The following is a 22,679-nucleotide window of genomic DNA, read 5'->3' on the forward strand; positions in this document are numbered from 1 at the left end:
GATTTAAAAACTCAGTTTGACAGAGGCTGTAATCTGTTTGGCTACCGGCATGGCTACACCGCCCGAACCAAAGAACTCGGGGTCTTGTCCATACAGCTCGCGATCGGCATAGAGCAACCAGAGGTTGGTGCCGGTGAGCGTCAACGAGGCCGTTTCGAAGCCCGTGCCGTTCAGCATGCGCGACGGCAGGTTGTAGCCCAGCGATACGGTACGCAAGCGTACGAACGAGCCGTCGGCGACGCGGGCCGTGGAATAGTTGTAGCTGTTATAGGGATATACCGAACCGAGTGAGCCGAGGGTGATCCCATCGGGTATGGACGGGATCTCGGTGTAACGCTCGTCGCCGCGCATCACCCAACGGTCGAGGAACTCGCGGGGCATGGCATCCAGGTCGCTGTACGAGCTCTGAAAGGCCGGATTCAGGCGGATCTTGTTTCCTGCCTGGTAGGTCAGGAAGACATTCAGCGTAAAGTTTTTGTACCGCACGGTGTTCGACCAGCCACCGGTTATCGTAGGGTCTACGGATCCTTCATACTTCAGGTATTGGGTCCCGAGGCTCTGCATGTATACATCCGAGCTTACCTGGCCGTCGTGGTTGATAAACAACGGCACGCCGGTTTTGGGATCCAGGCCCTGGAAGTCGATGGAAAAGAGGCCCCGTACCGGGTAACCCTCCACGGCACCGCCGTCGGGGAACACCATGTCGATGATGCGTGGCTGGTTCTTCAGGTTGGTGATCTCGCTCTTGTTGTGGCTGAAGATAAACGATGTGGACCAGTTCACGTTGCCGCGTACATATACCGGCGCCCCGATCGAGAGATCTACACCGTGTGATTTCATGTCGGCATAATTCACGGCCTTATAGGCTTCACCTCCGACACCGGGCGTCTTGATGATGCCAATCAGGTCGAAGTGATTACGACGGTAGTAGTCGAGCGTGACGGTGTATTTGTTCAGGAAGCCGGTGTTCACGCCGACGTTCAGCTCGTATTGCTTCTCCCACGTGAGGTCGGAGTTTTCGAGTCCTTCGATGATGATCTGTGACTCGTTCTCGTCGAGCGACGGACGCGGCGTTGTGCCGCTGCGGTATACCACGGACGAGTTGGTGGCGTTGCCCGCATTGGCGGTCAGGCCGTAACCGGCGCGCAACGTGAGGAAGTCTACATACCGGATGTTCTCCATGAAGCGCTCGCTGTCGATGTTCCAGGCGCCGCTGATGTTCCAGGTCGGCAGCCAGCGCGCCGTGGTCGATTCGCCCAGGCGGTTCGAGCCGTCCATGCGGCCAGTGGCATTGAGGATGTATTTGCCTTTGTAGGCGTAGTTGCCCGAGGCATAGAAGCTGGCGTACCGGTCGTGCGTGTTGTTCATGCCGAAGTAACTAAAGTTGCCTTCCAGCAATTGCTTGATAATGCGGTAGTCTGTGAAAGCCACGCCGCCTTTGCTGAACTGGTAGCCATAGCCGTTGTTGAACGCGCTCTGACGATCTACCTGGCGTACTTCCTGGCCGGCCACGGCGTGGACAACATGGTCGGTGTTCAGGGTATAATTCCAGCTAAGCTGGTTCTTGAAGTAGTAGCTCACCATCTGGTCGTCGGTGCGGTTGTAGAAACCACCTTCGGGCAGCACGATGACAGGGTCGGCATTCGGAAAGTCGGGATTATAGTATAAAAATTTGTTGCCCTGTTTTACGACCTGGGAATTGGCGGCGCGGTAGGCGTCGGCCATGTTGGACGCCTCGGTGACATTGTGCTCGGTGCTGGTGCGCACCTGGCGGTAGGCGCCGGTGAAGTCGTATTTGAGGTTGGACAGGATGGCATAGCTTGCTTCGCCCTGCAGCTTGAGGTCAAGCTGGTTGAGGGCGATGTAGTTGTTGTCGATCTCGTTCAGGATGTTGAAGGGCGCGTAGTTGCGTGTGAAGTATTCGCGTTTGCCCGTTTCATCAAAAGCGGTCAGCGTACGGCTGGTGTTGAGCGCATAGCTGAAGGGGTTGATGTCGAAGTCGCGGTTAAAGCTGCCTTGCACGGCGTTGGTCTGGCGCGCGATGGTACCGGGCACACGCTGGTCGCGTACGGCGCCGGCAGCCAGGATGCCGAGGCTGAGCTTGTCCGAAATCTTGAAGGTACCGCGGGCGTTGATGGTGTAACGCTTCACGTTGTCGGCCAACGTCCAGCCATTGTCGTTGTAAAAGCTGGACGAGACATAGAGCTGCGACGTCTCTGTACCGGAGGATACCCCCACGGAGTGCTCTTGTACAAACGAGTTCTTAAACAGCAGGTCGAACCAATCGGTGTTGGCCATAGCATACCGGCGCAGGAATGCGTTGCGCGCCTCCGGTGTGTTGGGCAACGCCCACGTGCCGTCGTCTTCGTTGAAGTCGGTATTGATCAGGTCGTACATCTTGCGGAACACCCCACCGTTCGCGCCACGCGATGCGTCGGAGTGGTTGAGCAGACCCTTGCGGTCGAGCTCGCGGTATACCGCCATCTGGTCGGACGAGTTGAGGATGTTGTAGGAGTCGTACGTCGGCTTGAGGTATGTCGAGAAATTGCCGGTATAGGTTACCACGGGTTTGCCGATACGGCCTTTCTTTGTCTTGATAACAATGACGCCATCTTTTGCCCGTGCACCGTACAACGCTGTGGCCGATGCATCCTTCAGAATGGTAAAGCTTTCGATGTCGTCGCTGTTCAGACCCGCGACAGAGGAGCCAATGAGTGTATTGGGATCCCCGGTCGTTAATTGATCGGCGGAGACGTTCACGACGTCTTCCAGCACAACGCCATCGACTACCCACAGGGGTTTGTTGTCGCCGGTAATGGAGGTAGCACCCCGCACACGGATCTTGGGTGCTGCGCCGAAGGTTCCCGACACGTTTTGAACCGACACGCCCGCCGCCTTTCCTTGCAGCATCCGGCTCACGTCGGTGGTACCATCGGTCTTCACATCGTTCGCAGATAAATTCACCACGGAGCCTGTAAACAACCGCTTATCCACTTCCTGATAGCCGGTAGACACGACCGTTACTTCGTTCAGGTGGGTGATATCTTCCTCTAATGTAATGTCGATTGCCGAGCGGTTTGACGCCGGTACTTCCATCGGCTTGTAGCCGATGAACGAGAACACCAGGATAGCGTCGGGCGCGGCCTGGAGCTGGTACTTGCCATCAACGTCGGTGATGGTTCCGACGGTTGTTCCCTTGACGGAAACACTGACGCCGGGCAACCCTTGTTTGTCGGCGCCGATGACACGGCCTTTGATGGGCGTGCCTTGTACGACCGGGTGACTATCGATGGCCGCCTGTGTGCCTTGGGGTAGTGCGATGGACAATAGCCCAAACACAAATGTTCCCCGCACGGCACCCCGGGCCAGACGCAATAAAGCCTGCCCACATGCTGTTTTTTTCATGTTGTAAAAAGATTTGATACTAGGGTAATGAGTACTTCTCCTGCACGAGGCAGGAGAAGCGGTTAATGTTTAAGGATATAGACGTGACGATTAGTCAGCCTTCAGCACAAAGATCCAGGGACCTTCGGCCGAGCCTTTCTTCGCATTGTCTTCATCGCACGTCGCGCAGGTAAACGTCAGCGTGAGCGTGCTGCCATCGAGCGTGTAGGCTACGTTGACACCATCGTCGCGTACGAGTGTTTTAGACGCATCGCTGCCGAAGGTCCAGGTACCGCTGGTCGCCCAGGGCTTGAGGGCCGGCTGGGTTCCCGCTACGGCATAGGTATACGCTCCCTTGGGGCTGTCGGCACGGAATTCGCCGCCGAGCGTAATCGTAAAGTCGGGGTTCTGGAACTCCGCCGTGCGGTTGTCGCTTTGTGTGACGCTCTCGACTGTCCACGTGTGCGTGAGCAGCGCGAGCTTTTCCTTTTCGACCGAGCCGGCATCGCCGGAGTCATCGCTGCCGCAAGCACCCAGGACAATGGCGGCGGCGAGCAGGGTTATAAAATATAGGCTATGAAAAGACTTCATGTTGATTCGTTTGAGGTTAGGAATTATTGACGTGCGACGCGGGTCTTCACCGAGCTACCATCCTTGAGCTTCACGTCTACAATGTATACACCGGCTGGGCTGGACGTCAGGTCAAGCAGACCATCTGTCGGCAACGAGGCCGCTTGCTGTACAACGATGCCCTGTGCGTTGTAGACCCTGATCTGTGCTACCGCCTGCGGGTGTATGCCGTGTAAACTTATCCGCCCGGTGGTGGGGTTCGGGTATACGCGGACGCTGCCGGCGAGCTCACCCGGCTCGATGCCGGTGATGGCGGTCGAGTATGGATCGGATGTGCGTGTACATTCGGTGGGGTTGGTGATCTCCACCCTGAGCGTATGATTGCCCGGCACCAGCGCATTTTTATAGATGAACGCTTGCTGGCCCTCCGGTATCTCGTACTGCTCGTCATCTACAAACCAGTGGATGTCATAGATCTCGCCGGCAAAACCCTCGACGCCGGGCAGGTATGCCGTGTCTGTTTCGATCACGAAGGGACTTGGCATCATGCGGATGCGTGCGGGAGTTCCGGAGTTATAGCCGACGGTCGGGCACTCTTCGGGGAAACCGGTGACGTTGTATCCACCCGGTTCTTTTACCCAGATGGTGTCGTTGTCGGAATTGGGTACCAGTTCACCATCTTTAAACCACTCGAAGCGTACCCAGTTGCCGGCGAACGCATTGGCCAGCCATACCGAGTCACCTTCGGCGCAAAACTCGCCGTTGCCTTGCTCAGCCACGGCGGGCGAGCTGTGGACATAGGTATCGATCAGGAGCGGCACAGAATAGCCTACACAGCCGTTCTCTCCCACTACACGTGCTGTGAGCCAGTTAAGCTCGGGCAGAAAGGTAAATTTGTTTGTGGTCTCTCCTGCTACCGCTTCGCCCAAAGCATAATTGCCGCCGCCATCATAGCGACCTTTGAACCACGTATAGCCGCCGTAGCCTTCGGGTGCGCTGACAGTTATATCGGAGATTCCACAGAATATCACATCTGCGATGGAGTCGTACGGCGCGAGCACCCAGCGACTGACCCTCACAGCGGGCTCTATTGTCAGCTCGGGATTGACGGTAGGCTTGATCTGCAGAGGCTCGCTGGTGGCTTTTGCGCCTGAGGGACAAGACTCGTGATTGGCCTTTACCTGGTAGGTGGTGAATTTGCCCACCTGCGTGGTCGTACCCGAACCTGATCCCGACAAGGGTATATATACCACGTGGTGGCCTGTCGGGCCCGAGTTTACGATGGTCTTTTCAAACCACTGAATGTTTTTCCAGCCGCTGCCGGAAATCGACAGGGTTGCTTTTTCGCCTTCGCAGAGTGTGCTGTGGTCGGTCTCAATATAGAGCGGGCGTGAGGCGTTGTCACGAATCTCCATCGGGAACGACTCGACGATCAGGTCGTCGGCACAGGCGATAGGGTGTGCACGCAGCACATAGTTGCCAGCAGTGTTGACGGTGATGCGCTGGCTCGTCCGGCCGCTCAGGGCACGGTATACGCCATTCGTGAGTGTGTACCACTGAAAGCGGTCATGAGTCTCGCTCATATCTTCTGACGGGAAGATCTCTTGCGTTTGGCTGCCGCATAGATATTCAATGTCGTTGTTGCCCACGGACAGTGAAAACTGCTGGCCGGCGTATGATTGCAGGTATACTTGTGTCTGCGACTCGCAGCCCTGCAATTCATCTTCTGCTTTTACCAGAATTTGCATTTCACCTTCGAACACAAAGCTGTAGGTAAAGCTTTCGTCGGGTGCGACAATCTCCGGTTCCTGACCAAACACCTGCTTGGTCCAGGTATATTTATAGCCATTGTCCGACAGTGTAAGCGAGAGCTCCTCACCGGGGCAATGCGAAGAAAAGTTAGCTACGCCAAACAGCTCAGGGTGTTGGGGCTCATAGAAGAATACATCTTTGGGTTCGGCCGCGCGCCAGATCTCGGGCCACTCGGGCACCGACCCTTCCACGCCATATACACTGGTCTCACTTACATAGTTTTCAGCCGTTCCTTCAAACCATAACTCGCCGTCACGGTACCACTTATAGCTCGTATAGTTGTCTTGTACAGACAGTTTCACGATGTTGCCCTTGCACACCACGCCGTGCTCATTTTCCTGTTCTTCGGCGTTGCTCGTCAGGACCGGTACAGCAAAGATGGCTGTACTCGCGGGACGTGCGGAAGATTGCACTGCACAGCCGGCCTGCACGGCGCGCACGGCATAGTATGTTTTTGTAGTATTGACCGTTACCTGGTGGGTGCGGTTTGTGGCCGCCCCGATCAGGTTCAGCGCTGCCTCGCTGGTGCCACTCAGCCATTGGTATGATGTCAGGCCGTCGGTGGCAGACATGGTGAGCTTGTTGGCGGAGCCCAGCACGCCCGTGAGGGCTACACCGGCTTCGCTCACGCGCAAAGTGTTGGAGAAAACGAGGTTGCCGTTCTTCGGCACCTGTACTTTATATTGTCCGGGTTCGGCGGCATCGTATGTTGCGCTGGTGGCACCAGGGATGGCTTCGCCATCGAGATACCACTGGTAGCTGGTGTACGATCCTGTGATCTGCAACCGTTCTCTGTTGGCGGGCTCGGGGCACACCCAGCCGTCGGTCGAGGTGATGATTACGCCAGACGCGATTTCAATGCGAAAGACATCGGTGTATTGCCAGTAGATAAAACCACCGCCGCCACCGGTGCTCATGCCCGCCCATACATAAATGGGCTCGTTGATCTGGATCTTAAAATTGTAGGTTCCGTCGCCGTTGTTGGTGAAGTTGTAGAGCGACTGCCAGGCGGGGTTCGGGCCTGGCGTCCATCCACCCGTTTCGGGATCTTCGGCAAACGTGAAAAATCTGTGCGGCGCTGCGCCCTGCTGCTCTGACCATCGCAAGGTCACCTCGGTGCCGGCGGCTACCTCGTAGGGCGGCTCGTTCATGCCGGTCGGCGACACAATGGAAAGGTTCGGCTGGGCCTGCAACAACGATAAGCACGAGATGCTTACCAGGACCATCAGTAGAAGTTTCTTCATTAGGTTTTCGGTTAAAGTGATAAACTGATTTGACTTAGGCTCTTGGCCAAATGTACCCTGTGATCCCCCAAACCGGTGGAAAACGACCGTGACAAAGAGTGACACGTGCGATAAAAAAAATAAACGGGAGGTATTTGCGGGTGTTCTTGAGAGAAAATGCGGCTTGGGGAGTGACGAGGGTAATTTTCTACCGTGTCCGTTGGAAAACCAAAATTGAGCTGGCGTGAGGGGGCAGGGCTAGTGCAAACGTTGTATGTTTTTTGTCGATCAGGGCTAAAGGATGTGTTGTGGGGTGGCTTAAATGGCAAATTTTCGTTGGGGAATTTGTGTTCGCTCCCACACTCATACTCGCTCTGTTTTTTTGTAGCGGCTGAGGAGGATTTTGATGTCCTCTTCTTTTTCAAGGTTTAGCTTTTCGCGAAGGCGTTGCTTTTTCTTTCTTACCGATTCGGGGGAGATGTTGAAGATTTGGGCGATCTCTTTGGAGTTCAGGTCTATTAATAGATAGGCGCTGAGGCGGAGGTCATTGGCGGACAAATCCGGATAGGCCTCCTGGAGCTGGTGGAAGAACTGGGGGTGAACTTCCTGGAAGTGGAGCTTGAAGGCCTCCCATTCCTGATCGCTGTTGTCGTTGCCGCGGATGATCTTTTTGGCTTTGTCGAGTTGGGTTTTGGCGATAGGATTGTCTTTTAGCTCGATGGTGGCCAGCAGTTTGTGGATGGACGCGAAGGTTTCGTTCTTATTAACAAGGTGTAGCGCTTTGGAGGCAAGCTCCCGGTCCTTAAAGGTTAATTCCTGGCGCAGGCGTTCTTGTTCGAGGGCGTTGAGGCGCTCGGTGGCGATCATGTCGCGTTCCAGCTGATCGCGTTCAACGCGGTTCTTTTCGAGGGTAAGGCGGTCTACTTCTTGTTCCTTCTGTAGGATTACGTTGCGCTGCTGGAGGTTGATGTACTTTGTGCGCAGGACGGAAATAACGAGCAGGCCGATGACAATGCCGATGAGCGTTACGCCGATCCAGAACTGGCGCTGGCGGCCGGCTTCCTCTTGTAATAATTCTACGGCGGTCTCCATTTTGCCGTATTCATATTTCATCTGCGCTTCCGATGTCCACTTGATTGTCTTCTCTTCCGACAAGGTGTCTTTCCAGGCAAGGGTGAGGTTGGAGAAGTAAAGCGCACGTTCCATGTTGCCCCGGACTGTATAAATTCTGGAGAGCCAACGGTAGCTGTCGATGATGTTCTCCGTGTCCTTCATGCGTTCGAAGCCTTCGATGCTTCTGGCGATATAGGCAGCGGCAGAGTCGTATTGACCGAAATAATAATATGTTCTGCCGAGTGACAGCAGATAGCCGGCCTGGTAGAATTGATTGCGAATGCCCACCGACATTTCGTGTGCCTGGCGATACCGCAACAGGGCGCTGTCATAGTTTTTGGCCGAGTAGGCAATATCGCCGATGTTGTTGACGGTAACCGCTACGTTGGCCGTGTCGCGGTCGTCGCGGAATAAACGCTCGGCCTTATGCAGGTTCTGCAGGGCACCGCGGTCGTCGCCCAGCTTGTGCATTTCGGTGCCGAGGTTGAGCAGGTTCAGGGCGATGCGATGGCGGTTGCCTTGCTTTTCGCTGATGGCCAATGCCTTCTTATAGTAGTCGATGGCTTGCGGTGTGGCATCGTTCGTAGAATATACGACGCCAATGTCGTTGTAGATGGTGTTGAGGATCTCTTCGCGTTTGTATTGCTGGGCGAGCTCCAACGATTGAAAGAGGTAACGAAGCGCCTCGTCGTGTTCGTTGTACTTCAGGTACAGAATGCCCATGTTGATGAGGGCCTGGATTTGTTTGAGCTCATCCCCGCGTTCGCGTGCGAGGATTTCCAGCTCCGCCAGTTCGGCATGGGCGGTTTCGAACTTAAGCTCTTCTGTCTTTCGTACGGCATCGAGCAGCAGCGAGTCGAGGTTCACGTCCGCAGAAGCCTGGTCGGCCGAAGGCGTACAACGAACCAGGGAAACGCACAGCCCGAGCACGGCCAGTACGCGTCCGAGGTACAAACGGTTGCAGTTCATTCCTGTCATGTGATGATACGCATCACAAACGTTTTATATCAGTACGTAGGGTGGCTCCGGGAATGTGTAGAGGGCAACAGTGTCGCAAGTTAATCAGTTTTTTGCCGATCATATCAAAGATTTCAGAGAACTACGCATCTTTGGCCCCGATTTACACGTACCACTTTGGCAAGACCCCCTCATGCCCTGTGGCTATAAACAATTAAACGCCGCGAAGAACGGTGAGAAGGAGAACTGTGTATGCGATATTTTTATGCTGGGGTCGTGGCACTCCTGTTTGCCGGGTGCGACCTCTTTGAATACCATCCTTACGAAGTCAGAATACCTGACAGTGAAACAAATCTGAATGCCAGGGCCATTGCCCGAATTCAGCAAACAACCCCTGCTACGGACACGCTCACCCTTATTTTAATGGGCGACACGCAACGTTTTTACGACGAGGTTGAAGACTTTGTGTCGAGCGCGAACAAACAGAAGGCCGACTTTGTGATGCTCGACGGCGACATTACCGACTTCGGCGTACGCGACGAGTTCGAGTGGATCCACGACATTATGCGCAAGCTCAACAAACCGTACCTGGCGGTGATCGGCAACCACGACCTGTCGGGCAACGGTGAGAAAGTGTATAAGAAGATGTATGGCTTGCTCAACGACTCGTTCTTGTACCGCGACTTCAAGTTTATTTTATTAAACACCAACTCGCGCGAGTATGCCTTTAACGGCAAGGTTCCAGACCTGGACTGGTTGCAAGAGCAGTTGGAAGGTGATGACTTCCAACGCGCGGTGGTGATCTCGCACGTGCCACCTTTTGATGACGACTTTGACAAAAAACTGGCGGCTAAGTACAACGAAACATTGTACAGTTCGGGCAAGGTGAACTTATCGCTGCACGGCCATCAGCACTCCTTCCGCGATACCACGTACAACGAAGGGCATATCCGCTATTTAGTCTCGACCAGTATGAACGAGCGGATGTACCTGCTGATAAAACTCTGGGACGATCAGGTGGATTTTAAAAAGATATTCTATTAATGATGCGCCACCTCTCTATAGTTCTTTTTGCTGCGTTCGTCCTCGTGGGCGGGCCGTCAGCTTCTGCGCAGGACAGCACACAACAGTCTGCCCGCAAATGGTATGTGCCCGATGTGGCCGTGGCCCAGTACGCGGGTAGTATCGGGTTTGTTTCGGTAGGCGCGGGATACTCCGTCTTTCATGATAGAGCGTATGTCGACTTGCTGTTTGGATATGTGCTGCCTTCACAGGCAGGTGGCGAAAGCCTGGAAACGCTGACGCTGAAATTTACGGCGGCGCCCTGGAAGGTGCGGCTTAACGAGCGAACGGAACTGCGGCCGTTGACGATCGGTACGTTTTTTAATTATACGCTGGGGCGGCAGTATTCATCGGATTTGCCTGGGTGGTATCCAAGTGGGTATTACTGGTGGAGTGAGGCGGTGCGGGTGAATATTTTTATTGGTGGAAATATTCGTCGTACGACGCCGCGGTGGAAGAGTGTGAAAATGGCTTCGCTATACTATGAGTTGGGGACGAACGAGATTAAGTTTGTGAGTTATGTGCAGAACACAGGGCATCTCAATATTTGGCAGATTTTGCATGCGGGGATTGGAGTCCGAGCGCACTTTTGAACTGGAGTGTGAGAGCGAATACGAATGATCTTCTTCGCTCTCACGCTTCACACTCACGCTGCTTTTCGCATAGCCATATAGTAGACCGGGATCCCCAGAAGGATTACGATTAGGCCGGGTAGCGTATATTGGCTTTCGAATATCAGAAGTAGTATGGCCAATGCGGAGGCTACAAGGATGTATAGTGCCGGTAAGACCGGGTAGCCAAAGGCTTTGTAGGGACGGGGCATGTCGGGACGGCTTTTGCGCAGGATGTAGATGCCCAGGATGGTTAATACATAAAAGATCAATACGCCGAAGATTACCAGTGCCAATAAATCGTTGTATTTGCCGGTGAGGCAGAGTAACGAGGCCCAGGTGCACTGCATCCAGAGGCTGTTGGCGGGGACGCTGGCTTTGTTGAGGACGCCGGCTTTCTTGAAGAAGAGCTGGTCGGTGGCCATGGTATAAAATACGCGCGCCCCGGAGAGGATCAGGCCGTTGTTACATCCAAAGGTTGAGATCATGATCATGATGGCGATGACTGTCGTACCGCTTGCGCCGAAGATATACTCGGCGGCTACCACCCCTACCCGATCACTCTTGGCAAAGGCTATTTCCGGTAATGGAATCACAGCCAGGTACATAAGGTTAGTGAGGACATAAATAACGGTCACGATAAGCGTGCCCAGCAGCAGGCTCAGGCCGATGTTGCGTTGGGGATTTTTTACTTCACCAGCGATGGACGTGATGGAGTGCCACGAGTCGCTCGAGAAGAGGGCACCTTTCATGGCCACAGCCATGGCGCCAAAAAAAGCAAGGCCGGTGAGGGCGGTCGTGACAATCCCGTCGGTGTTACCGATTGACAAAGAATGTAACGACCAGGCATTTTGCCAGTTCGCATTCCACACGGCGCTGTCGGCTCCCCATATAAAGCCACACACAATCAACCCTGCCAGCGACAGGATCTTGACGATGGTCAGGAATGTTTGGAGGAAAGCGCCTTCTTTTACACCCCGGCTATTAATCCAGGTCAATAATACAATGACCCCGATCGCCACCAGCTGGGAGGCTTTTAACTGAAAATCGCCGGCGGTGAAGAGTATGTTCTCCTCGCCCACGGCGGGCAGCAGGTAGGCGGTGAACTTGGCGAAGGCCACACCAACGGCCGCGATAGTGCCTGTATGGATAATGGTAAAAAATGTCCATCCGTATAAGAAGCCGATGAGGGGTCCGTAGGCTTCGCGCAGGTATACATACATGCCGCCGGCGCGGGGAAACATGGCAGACAGCTCGCCATAGCTTACGGCGGCAATCACGGTAATGACACCGGTCAGCACCCACATTCCTACCAGGTAGCCGGCGCCGCCGACGCTGCGTGCAATCTCTGAGCTAACAATAAAAATCCCTGAGCCGATCATCGACCCTGCCACAATCATCGTGGCATCCAACAACCCCAGGCGGGGCTTGAACTCCTGTTTTGTTTCTTCCATACGGTTAGGTTCGGTAAACCAGAGACACCAATACGCGCCCCGGGGGCGGAGGTACCAGCATTTCCATCCCTAATAATAAGCATGGTTCATGGCCCAACCAAATACCCCGTTCGGAAAACGTCGTATTCGGTACTTTTACTATATTAACCCCATGATCAGACTGTATTATATCCTTTGCCTGCTGTTACTGTTTTCATGCGGCAAAAAAGAGGGAGAAGTCATTACGTCCGCCAACCTGCGGGACGTGTTAACCCGCTATGGGAAAGAGAATCCCGAGACGGAAGTCCTGATAGAAACGAAGCATGGCAACATGCGCCTGCGGCTCTACGAAGATACGCCCTTGCACCGCGCGAACTTCATCAAGCTGATCAAAGAGGGATATTATGAGGATGCCGATTTTTATCGCATCGTCTATGAGTTTATGATCCAGGGCGGCGACCTGAAGAAGAGCCTGGGCTACCGCATTCCATCGGAGTTTAACCCGAAGTATATTCACAAGAAAGGCGCGCTGTCGATGGCCCGTGTGGACGAGAACAATCCGGACCTGGAGTCGTCGGCGGCCGAGTTTTTTATTGTGCACGGTGGCCGTTACCTGCCCGAGGATGTCGACATGGAGGCCCGCAACCTGGGGCTTACCCTTACCTCGGAGCAGAAAGAGACCTACGCCGCCAACGGCGGTTACATGACGCTGGACATGAAGTACACGGTGTTTGGGGAGCTGATCGAAGGCATCGAAGTGGTGGACAAGATTGCGAACGAAAAAGTGTACAGCACGGATAAACCGCTGCGCGAGATCCCTTTCAAGATTAGCGTGGTCCGGTAGACAATGCAAAGATTCTAAGAGAAAAACAATAATTGGGTCGGTGTGCCGTTGGCACATGCGCCCAATGACCGGATTTCGGTTTTATCGACCCTGTGTAGCGTTAAACGACTGAATTTACGGCTTAAAAAAAATGTGTTAGTAAAAAAAACGTGAGTGTCGTATGTTGCGCCACGATCACGACAACTGAAAAGACCACTTATGAAAAATTTTGTAGCCCTGGTAGTGTGCCTGCTGGCCTTGCAGTATGCTTTCGCGCAGGACACCCCTGCCACCACCGAACAAACGACGCCGGCCACCACACCGGCGCAAACCACGCCACCACCTGCCACCACGGCAGCCACCACGGTTACCAAACCCCGCCAGGCCCCCGTGGTCGAACAGATTGATGAAGACCAGGGCAGCTACACGTTGCGTGAGCGCTTCACAATCATGAAAACGAAATCGCAAAATTACCGCGAGTATAAGGTGATTAAAGAAACTGTGCTGGATGGTGTGTGGAAGATCATTCGCGACTCGATCGCCGCGAAAGATGCCGCGATCCGCAAAGCGAAACAAGATATTGCTGCCCTGAACGGGCAATTGGGAGGCGTGCAGGATAACCTGAAGCAAAAAGAGGCTTCGATGACAGAGATCCTGTATGATAGTACACACATTAGCGTGCTGGGGATCGATATGGAGAAAGGTACCTTCCTGACATTGATTGCGGTGCTGCTCGGCGCCCTGGCGGTCGTCGTGGGCACCGTCATTGGCCGTATGAAGCTGATGACCAAAACATTACAAGAGAAAAAGCTGGCGGTTAATATGGTCACCAACGAATATGAAGACTACAAGCGTAAGGCGATGGACAAGCAGACGAAGCTTTCGCGGGAGCTGCAGGATGAGCGGAATAAGCTTGCGGCGATTAATCGTTCTTGATTAGATATCACTTGTATTAACGAGAAAGAGCCAGGTTTCCCTGGCTCTTTGCATTTGGGTATTGATTGGACGGTTAATTTAATCGGGTTCGCCACATGCGTACAGGCCGCTCTCGCTCTCCACACTCACACTGTTTATTGGTAGATGCGGACGTAGTCGACTTCCATGCGTTGGGGCCAGATAGTGGTGTCGATGCCTTCTTTGCCGCCCCAGTTGCCGCCAACAGCCAGGTTCATGAGTAGGTGGAACCGCTCCTCGAAGGGCCAGCCTTTGTAGTCGTCCTTGGGTTCGCGCGCGACGGTGTGGTACAACGTATCGTCTACGTAGAAGTCGATCTTGTCTTTGGCCCAGTCGATGGCGTAGCGGTGGAAGGTATCCTGCGCATCGGCGATGGTGATCGTGCCCTCCTTTTGCGTTTGTTTACCATGATTGTATAATTCGCAATGGATGGTGCCGTGGATCACAGCCGGGTCATAGCCTACGTGCTCCATGATGTCGATCTCGCCGCTGGCGGGCCATCCGCCGTATTTCCAATCGGTGGGCAGCATCCAGATGGCAGGCCATGTGCCCCGGCCACGAGGCAGGCGGGCGCTGACTTCAATGCGCCCATGGGTCCAGTCTCCTTTCGTTTTGGAGATCAACCGGGCAGACGAGTATGGCACGCCCTCGACGGAGTCCTGGTGGGCTTCGATGATGAGTTTGCCGTTCTCCACACGTGCGTTGCGCGCGTCGCGGGTATAGTATTGTTTTTCGTTGTTACCCCAACCGTTGGCGTTGCCCAGGTCGTAGCCCCAGCGGGTGGTGTCGGGCACGCCCGTGGTGTCGAATTCGTCCGACCACACCAATGCGCGGGTTGTTTTCTCTCTGCACGCACTTATTAGCAGCAGCGCACAAAGCATTATCTTCCACGTAGAATACATATTCTTTTTCTGAGGGTTAAGGCCTTAACGGATTAAGGCATTTGCTGAAATACACGCACATAGTCTACCATCATGCGTTGCGGGAACATGGTGTTGGCATCGGGTGAGCCGGGCCAGTTGCCACCGACGGCCACGTTGAAGATGAAGAAAAACTCTTTCTGGAATTCATTCAGGTCTTCGGGTTCGATATTAATGACGTGAAACTGCTCATCGTCGACATACCAGGTAATGGCCTCGGGCGTCCACTCGATCGAGAACACGTGGAACTCATCGCCGAAGGTACCGCTTTCCAGGGAGGTGCTGCCAGTGTAATCGGCTTTGCTACCGTCGCCGGCTTCCCAGTGTGCGGTGCCGTGAACGGTTTTATCGCCATCACCGCCACCCACCAACTCCATGATGTCGATCTCGCCGCATTTGGGCCAGGGATCGGTTTGGTAATTCGCGCCGAGCATCCACAGGGCGGGCCAGATGCCTTTGCCTTGCGGCAGTACGGCACGGATGTCGATACGGCCGTAACGGAATTCTTTTTTCGCCGCGGTGACGATGCGTGACGACGTGTAGTCATAACCTTGTTGAGATTCTTTTTTGGCAGTAATGATGAGCACGCCTTCCTTCACCTGGGTGTTTTCGGGACGATAGTATTGGAGCTCGTTGTTGCCCCAGCCATCCACGCCGTTGCCCAGTTCGTGGGTCCAGTCGGCGGCGTTCAGGGTAGTGCCGTTGAACTCATCGCGCCATACGAGGGTCATGCCGTCATAGCTTTCAGGGGTTTGATGGCCGGAGGTGGGGATGAGGAATTCTTTTACTTCTACGGCCTTTTCGACAGTGACGTAGTCCATGACGGTGGTGTGGGCCTGTACGCGGACGGTATAGGTTCCGAGCTTTGCATAGGTATGTGAGGCTTTTCCATCGGCTGTGCGTGTAGGTGTTTCGGTATCGGAATCGCCGAAATAGACGGTATAAAAATTAACATCTTTGGCTGTTGCCACCACCGATACTTTGGACGGGGCCTTGGCGTCTACGGTGACGGCGGCTTCGAGGTTGGACGGCAGCGTCAATGTGGCGCTGGCTTCGTCATCGCTGCAGGAAGCGGCGAGGCCCAACAGGGCAAAAGAGAAAAGTGCGAACGCTATATGCTTTTTCATGTGTCGTAAGATTATGTACTTAACACCACGCCGGGGGCTTTGTTGATCAAGGCCCCCGGCCGCAGTGGTTCTCGTGTTATTGTACGGCTGGTTGCAGGGCCAAATCGTCGATGAAGAAGATGCCACCGGTATAGATCGCCTCGCCACCGACCTGGATGACGATGGTATCAAAGTCGGTACGATTCGCAGCCGCATCAAAGTCGAAGGTCAACTCGAGCCATTTGTCGGTTTCAAGGGTACGCTGCGCTACTTCTACCTGCGTGGTGTAGGCATTGCCGCCGAGCGTACGGTCCTGGAGTTTGAGCGACACCTGGTGTTGCAGCGTTCGGTAGCTTTGCCAGGCTTCGGCGCCGTTGTCGGTGATATAATCGTTATAGCCCGGCAAGAATACTTTCAGCTTGAAGACGTGGCGCTGGCGCAGGTCCATTTTATAAGGCAGTTGAATCTGTACGTTAGAGAATGCACCGCCGCCACCGGGCGCTTTTACATACTTCCCTACTTTGGCTGTTTCATTGACCGGCACCGGTGCGGGGTTATCGTAGGTGACTACGCTACCACCCGAGTTGGGTACGAAGGTAACATTGCTTGCGCCATCGAAGTTTTCATAGATGTCTTCGATCTTATATTCGGGTTCAGGCTCGGGTTCGGGTGGCTGACGGACGAAGCCTTTGCGGATGAAGCGCTGGTACCACACGTTGCCCGGCACACCACCCTGTACGGAGCGTACCTGCATTTCGTCGGGCGTCAAGAGCAGGATTTCATATACGGGCGCGGCGCCTGAATAGTAGCCCATAAACCCACCGTTGCTGATAGTGAGGAACCACTTGTCGCCATCCTGCGACAACGACCAGGTTTGATTTGCCGGTGGGGTATAGGGTGCGATATAGTCATTTCCGTCCGGCTCTTTGGGCGCGCCGGGGAAATCACCACCGTACGAAGCATTCACGTATACTGTTCCCGGCTCGCCGGTGTTATAGGTAAACTTCGATCCGGCCAGTTGGAAGGTCAGCTCATCATCGTAGAGGCCACGATTTGCCTTTTCGTTGGGTCCGGCCTGATACCACTCGGGCCAGGTTCCTGTTGCAGGGCCTATGCCGAGATGGCCCAGCATTTCCTTGTCTACGACCCAGGTCTTGCCATCGGGCGCATCGAGACCACCGCTGAGGAATTTATACTCGTCGATGTCGACGAGGGTGAGGTCGTCGTTGGCGATGGTGATGGTTTGCGTTGTGGTGGCGCTGCCGCCGGGCATATAGACGACCAGTGTCACTTCGTATGTGCCCTTGAAGGGATATCGTCCCACGACGTTGTCGCCGACAGAGGTGCCGCCGTTGCCAAAGCTCCAGCGCTTGATAAACCCATCCGAAGGGCTGGCGAAGTTGATGATGTTCGGTGTCTGGCTCGACGGTGTAAACGTAAATGCTGCGTCGGCTTCGGTTGCCGGAGCACTCAACGAGAAGTCGTCATCCTGACATGCCGCCAGCAGGGCCAGCAGGCCAAAGCATAGCAGGCCGATGTTAAAAAATATCTTTTTCATAGTGATCATTCTGTAACAGGTGAATTAGTATAGAGGGTTTTGCAGCCAGCCTGCCCCGGCCAGGTCGATCTCGTCTTGGGGAATGGGAAACAGCTCGTGTTTGCCCGCGACGAAGCCTTCGATTTCGTCGGTGGCTTTGCCGGTACGAACGAGGTCAAAGAAGCGGAGGCCTTCGCCTGCAAACTCTACGCGGCGTTCGTGATAGATGGCCTCGGTCAGCGCTGTGCCGGTGACGTTCAATGCCGGCATGTTTACGCTCGGGCGTGTACGCACGCGGTTGAGGTAGGCCAGGGCCGTTGCATTGTCGGCGGAAGGCTTGCGGTTATGCGCTTCGGCAGCCATAAGCAGTACGTCGGCAAAGCGGATAACCTTGTGGTTGACGGGGCTGGTAAGGTCGTTGTCGCCGGGGCCGAGCTCGTCGAGGCGCTTGAGGTATTTTCTATTGTAGTAGCCGGTATGTCCGCCGACGCCCTGTACATATTCTACGGTTTCGGTTTGTTCTGCTTTGAATGCTTCGATGTCGAGTACGGAGAAGCCGAGGCGTGGATCGTTATCTTCAAACGCATCGACGAGGTCTTGTGTCGGCAGGTTGTAGCTGTTACCGTCGCCATAGATCGGGCCCTTATAGCCGCGGATGCCGTGGAAGCCGACGGCGGCAAAACCTTCGAGGCAAACCAGGCATCCATAGCTACCCCCCTCGCTGCCCACGTACTGAATGTCGAATACTGTTTCGGCACTGCTTTCGTTGGCTACCCGGAACATGGTTTCGAAATTATCGAAAAGGTCGTAGGGTCCCTCTGTAATAACGCGGTCGAGCACGGTGGCGGACTCTGCGAATTTATTCTGATAGAGGTATACTTTGCCCAGCAATGCAAGGGCTGCGCCTTTGGTGATCCGTCCTTTCACGGGCACGGTCCACTCCAGCACTTCGGTTGCGACCTGCAGGTCGCTTTCAATCTGCGCATATACTTCCTGTGCGCTGGCGCGCGGGATAGACGACACATCCCTTGGCGCGAGGTTCCTGTCTATGACCAAGGGCACACCGCCGAAGAATTTAACGAGCTCGAAATAGTAATAGGCGCGTAAGAAGGAGGCTTCCGCCATGATGCGCGCTTTGTCGGCGAACTCAATGTTGTCCTTGTTTACAAAGATAAAATTGACGCGCGCTACGCCGGAATACATAAAGCGCCAGAGGCCGCGTAACTCGTTGTTGACGCCGCCGTGGGTCATAGCATCGATTTGGTGCAGGCCCTGGGTGTCCGTGACGCTTTCGCCGCCGGCGATGGAGTTGTCGGAGGCGACCTCGCCGATCCAGAGGTCGAGGTATGACGTCTGCATCAGGTCGTAGGCGCCGATGAGCGCACGCTGGTAGTCGTTGGGGTTGAGGAAATAGTTATCACCGTCCTGCGTATAGCGCGGGTCGATGTCGACAAAATCATCGCAGCTTACGGCGGCGAACAGCCCGCAGATGATCAACGTTCCTACTTTAAATATATGCTTCATGCTACTTAGAAGTTAAGGTTAAGGCCGGCCATGAATGTCTTCGCTTGCGGATAGAATCCGTAGTCGATGCCCGAGGTGAGCGGGTTGTCGGTCGAGAAGTCGGGATCATAGCCCTGGTATTTCGTCAAGGTAAACAAGTTGTTTGCCGCCACATATACCCGCAGGCGCGTGGCACCGATGCGGTTGACGACACCCGCCGGGAGCGTATAGCCCAGCTGGACGTTTTTAAGTCGGAGGAATGAGCCGTCTTCGACGAAAAAGTCGGAGATGACGCCGTTGTTGGAAGCAGCGGTGGTGAGGCGCGGATATTCGTTTGTGGAGCCAGCGCCGGTCCAGCGTCCGAGGTTATAGCGCAGCTGGTTTGACAGCGGTACCTGACGCTCGTAATTCCGGAGGATTTCGTTGCCCAAGGATGCATAAAACATACCCGACAGGTCGATGCCTTTGAAGTTCACACCGAGGTTCAAGCCCATGATGACATCGGGAATGGGCGAACCGATCATGGTCTTGTCGCCGTCATCGCCGAATGTGATGGTACCAGACTTGTCACTATCCACGAATCGCAGATCACCGGGATTAGCACCGGGCTGCGTTATGCCGCGACCTGCAATCTCTTCTGCGTTCTGGTAGATGCCGTCGGTTTTATAGCCGAAGAAATATCCGATGGGATATCCCACCTGCATGCGTGTGGCGGTTTCGCCGCCTACGCTGAAGTTGCCTGATTCGAGAAACTCTACGGGCATCGAAATGACCTCGTTGTGGATGGTCGTCAGGTTATATCCCACGGAAACGCTGACGTCTTTTGTCAGTTGCGTGCGGTAGTCGATGTGCAGCTCCAGGCCGCGGTTGCGGACGTCGCCAGCGTTAACAACCGGCGGACGGCTGCCGGCGCCGTATCCGCCGACGATGGCGGAGATGTCGGGTTGAAAGAGGAGGTCCCGCGTGGTCTTGATATAATAATCCATCGTGACGCTGAGTTTGTCATTGAACAGGCCCATGTCGATCCCGAAGTTTGCCTGCTCCGTGGTTTCCCACTTCAGGTCGGGGTTGCTGATGGTTCCGACGGCAACGCCGTTGCCCAGCAGGTCGTTGAACGGATATACCCCTTCGCCATCGAGCAGGGAGCGGTATTTATAGTCACCGATGCGGTCGTTGCCTGACACGCCATAGCTGGCGCGCACTTTCAGGAACTGGATCTGGTCGACTTGAAAGAATGACTCTTCCGATGCCACCCAGGCCGCGGAAATAGACGGGAAATATCCGAAGCGGTAGTTCTTACCGAAGCGCGTAGAGGCATCGCGGCGGAGAATGGCAGAGACGAGGTATTTTGATCCATACCCGTATTCGGCGCGCGCGAAGAAAGACTGCATGCGGCTGCGGGCCTGCGATGACGACGTGTTGTTGAGAAAGTTCGCAGCCTCTGTCGCGGAGATGTCGGCAAATTCCCAGGAATCGTACGGAACGTTGTACCCCGTACCTGTGAGGCCTTCACTGACCTCGGCAAAGATGGATGTGCCCAGCGTCGCCTTTACCTTGTGTATGCCGTTGAAGGTGCGATTATAGTTCACGAACGCCTCGAGGTTGTAGTTGAAATATGTTGTGCGTTTTTGCTCGACATTGCTATACACCGGAACGAAGACACTGTCTGCCAGCTCGCGCATGTTCGGGTCGAGGTTTTCGTTAAGCGCCGTGTTCATGGCTTTGCCCGCCCCGTAATATGTCAGGGGATTAAAGATTTTCTCGTCTACGATGGCATAGTTGTAGCCGGCACGGCCTGACAGCTCAAAATGATCGTTGATCTTATAGGTAAGCTCCTGTTTTCCGACCAGTTTATTGACGCGGGTCCTGTTAAACGTGTTGGCGATCTGTGCGAGCGGGTTGATCACTTCGCTTACATCTTCCAGGTAGGCATACGTACCGTCGGGATTGAAGGGCGCCGAAGCGGGGTTTGCATTGATGGTATTGAACAACACCGAAGAGATGCCGTTTTCGTTCAATGTGCTGCGACGTTCGTTTGTATACAGCAACACGCTCTGCAAGGTGATCCGTGGAGCCAGCTCGGTGGTGAAGTTGATACGCGCGTTGTAGCGGCGATAACCAGACTTGTCGCCGCCGACGATGCCTTCCTGATCAAGGTATGAACCACCGATGGAGTATGAGCTTTTCTCACTGCCCCCGGTCATGGAGAGGTTGTAATTTTGAATCGGCGCGGATTGAAAAACTTCTTTTTGCCAATTTGTACCTCTCCCCATACTGGGATTGGCGTAGGGAGGCGTTTGTCCACCTGAAGCGTAGGCTTCATTTTTCAATACACCAAACTCATTGGCGTTGAGCAGGTCCAGTTTACGGGACGTTTGCTGAATACCATAGTATCCGCCGAATTCGAGTACCGGTTTGGCGTTGCGCTTACCTTGCTTGGTGGTAATGATGATCACGCCGTTCGCCGCACGCACACCGTAGATTGCGGCGGTGGCATCTTTCAATACGTTGATCGACTCGACGTCGGAAGGATTCAATGCTGCCAAGCCGTCGTCAGAGTACGGCACGCCGTCCACCAAAATGAGTGGAGCGTTGTCGCCGTTTGTGGAAAGGCCGCGAATACGGATGTTCAACGAACCACCGGGCGAACCGGAGACTGCTGAAATCTGTACCCCTGCTACCTGGCCCTGCAGGGCCTGTTCGATGCGTTGTGGATTCAGGGCCGCAAGGTCTTTGCCGTTTACTACCGACACGGAGCCCGTCAGTTCCTTTTGGGTAGTCGTGCCGTACCCGACGACGACGATTTCATCCAGGTTTGTGAGGTCAGGCAGGAGCTTGACAGTGACCATGGTCTTGGTACCGACGGTCACTTCCTGGGACGTGTACCCGATAAAACTGATCTGTAGTGTTGCATCCGCCGGAGCGTTATCAATGCGGAATTCGCCGCCGGCATCTGTGACCGTACCGAGGGTTGTCCCTTTTATAAGGACGTTCACCCCCGGCAGCGGCTGGTCATTTTCGTCTACCACCCGGCCGCCTACGGGACTCTGCCCATAACCAACCAGCGACAGCATCATTAAGAGCGCCAGTAAATTTGCTTTCATGCGTTAATTGTTGTTTGGTTTAGTACTAGGTGCACCGCTGCCGAATTGGGACCGGAAACGTTTGAATGCGTGCTACAAACATTGTAAAACAACCGTTTGCGTTCAATTTAAATACCCCAACATAACTACATCACCCCCCTTTTTCGACTACATCAAAACTACATCAGGTAAGTACAAACATTAATTTTCGATGGATTTCAAACGTTTTTGGAAGTAGCTTTGACTACTACTCCTATGAGACCTAACCTCATCAGCGTCCAAAAAAGCACCGCAATCGGCGGATGGAAAGCCTTTGCCTGGCTTCTCTTTATATTATTGGCACACACGGCACACCCCCAGGCGCAGTCGCCTTTCTCTGGTCTGCCATTCACCCGCAACTTTCAGCCGGGGGATTACCGGGGCGGGATCCAGAACTGGGCGATTGCCCAAAACCGGTTTGGTCTGATCTACATCGCCAACAACTTCGGCCTGCTGGAATTTGACGGCGACCAGTGGCAGACGTACGGAGTGCGGAACGGCACAAAAGTGCGAAGCGTAGCCATCGATGCGCGCGGCCGGATCTATGTG

Annotated in this window: 15 protein-coding genes; 5 read left to right on the forward strand and 10 right to left on the reverse strand. The window is 54.5% G+C overall.

Annotated elements, in window-relative coordinates; all coding sequences use genetic code 11:
* Positions 1-3 precede the first annotated feature (3 nt).
* The 4 genes from KK062_RS26740 to KK062_RS26755 all read right to left on the reverse strand — a co-directional run bounded on the left by KK062_RS26740 (position 4) and on the right by KK062_RS26755 (position 9,071).
* Entirely contained in the window at positions 4-3,405 is a 3,402-nt protein-coding gene (locus tag KK062_RS26740) for a SusC/RagA family TonB-linked outer membrane protein (RefSeq protein ID WP_254087450.1), read from the reverse strand.
* Between the two features lie 90 nt (positions 3,406-3,495).
* Positions 3,496-3,975 carry a hypothetical protein gene (locus tag KK062_RS26745; protein WP_254087451.1) on the reverse strand — a complete coding sequence of 160 codons (480 nt, stop codon included), beginning with the start codon at positions 3,973-3,975 and terminating at the stop codon, positions 3,496-3,498.
* Positions 3,976-3,998: 23 nt separating this feature from the next.
* Positions 3,999-7,010 (reverse strand): T9SS type A sorting domain-containing protein, encoded by a 3,012-nt coding sequence (locus KK062_RS26750; RefSeq protein WP_254087452.1) that lies wholly within the window; start codon positions 7,008-7,010, stop codon positions 3,999-4,001.
* A 342-nt stretch (positions 7,011-7,352) separates the two neighbouring features.
* Positions 7,353-9,071, reverse strand: coding sequence for a tetratricopeptide repeat protein (locus KK062_RS26755; RefSeq protein ID WP_254087453.1), 1,719 nt, complete (start codon positions 9,069-9,071; stop codon positions 7,353-7,355).
* A 240-nt stretch (positions 9,072-9,311) separates the two neighbouring features.
* On the opposite strand from KK062_RS26755, the gene KK062_RS26760 reads away from it, so the two are divergent.
* A complete protein-coding gene (locus KK062_RS26760; RefSeq protein ID WP_254087454.1) occupies positions 9,312-10,103 on the forward strand; it encodes a metallophosphoesterase family protein in 792 nt (263 codons plus the stop codon).
* A complete protein-coding gene (locus tag KK062_RS26765; RefSeq protein ID WP_254087455.1) occupies positions 10,103-10,714 on the forward strand; it encodes an invasion associated locus B family protein in 612 nt (203 codons plus the stop codon). The genes KK062_RS26760 and KK062_RS26765 overlap by 1 nt, the downstream gene beginning before the upstream one ends.
* 53 nt (positions 10,715-10,767) lie before the next feature.
* Here KK062_RS26765 and KK062_RS26770 read toward each other — a convergent pair whose 3' ends face one another.
* On the reverse strand, positions 10,768-12,186 hold the full coding sequence (locus tag KK062_RS26770) for an APC family permease (protein WP_254087456.1): 1,419 nt from the start codon (positions 12,184-12,186) through the stop codon (positions 10,768-10,770).
* Positions 12,187-12,337: 151 nt separating this feature from the next.
* Here KK062_RS26770 and KK062_RS26775 point away from each other — a divergent pair, with 151 nt between their 5' ends.
* Positions 12,338-13,009, forward strand: a complete 672-nt coding sequence (locus KK062_RS26775) for a peptidylprolyl isomerase (protein ID WP_254087457.1) — start codon at positions 12,338-12,340, stop codon at positions 13,007-13,009.
* A 198-nt stretch (positions 13,010-13,207) separates the two neighbouring features.
* Entirely contained in the window at positions 13,208-13,924 is a 717-nt protein-coding gene (locus tag KK062_RS26780) for a hypothetical protein (RefSeq protein ID WP_254087458.1), read from the forward strand.
* A 134-nt stretch (positions 13,925-14,058) separates the two neighbouring features.
* Here KK062_RS26780 and KK062_RS26785 read toward each other — a convergent pair whose 3' ends face one another.
* The 5 genes from KK062_RS26785 to KK062_RS26805 form a co-directional block, all read right to left on the reverse strand.
* Positions 14,059-14,844, reverse strand: a complete 786-nt coding sequence (locus KK062_RS26785; RefSeq protein WP_254087459.1) for a glycoside hydrolase family 16 protein — start codon at positions 14,842-14,844, stop codon at positions 14,059-14,061.
* Positions 14,845-14,876: 32 nt separating this feature from the next.
* Positions 14,877-15,989: a family 16 glycosylhydrolase gene (locus tag KK062_RS26790; protein ID WP_254087460.1), complete on the reverse strand. Its 1,113-nt coding sequence runs from the start codon at positions 15,987-15,989 to the stop codon at positions 14,877-14,879.
* A gap of 76 nt (positions 15,990-16,065) precedes the next feature.
* A complete protein-coding gene (locus KK062_RS26795; protein WP_254087461.1) occupies positions 16,066-17,526 on the reverse strand; it encodes a PKD domain-containing protein in 1,461 nt (486 codons plus the stop codon).
* Positions 17,527-17,550: 24 nt separating this feature from the next.
* Positions 17,551-19,029, reverse strand: a complete 1,479-nt coding sequence (locus tag KK062_RS26800; RefSeq protein WP_254087462.1) for a RagB/SusD family nutrient uptake outer membrane protein — start codon at positions 19,027-19,029, stop codon at positions 17,551-17,553.
* Between the two features lie 5 nt (positions 19,030-19,034).
* Positions 19,035-22,112: a SusC/RagA family TonB-linked outer membrane protein gene (locus KK062_RS26805; protein WP_254087463.1), complete on the reverse strand. Its 3,078-nt coding sequence runs from the start codon at positions 22,110-22,112 to the stop codon at positions 19,035-19,037.
* Between the two features lie 234 nt (positions 22,113-22,346).
* On the opposite strand from KK062_RS26805, the gene KK062_RS26810 reads away from it, so the two are divergent.
* Positions 22,347-22,679, forward strand: a 333-nt coding sequence (locus KK062_RS26810) for a hypothetical protein (RefSeq protein ID WP_254087464.1), incomplete at its 3' end; no start/stop codon positions are given.

Source organism: Dawidia cretensis (genome assembly GCF_018598175.1).
GTDB lineage: Bacteria > Bacteroidota > Bacteroidia > Cytophagales > Cyclobacteriaceae > Ohtaekwangia > Ohtaekwangia cretensis.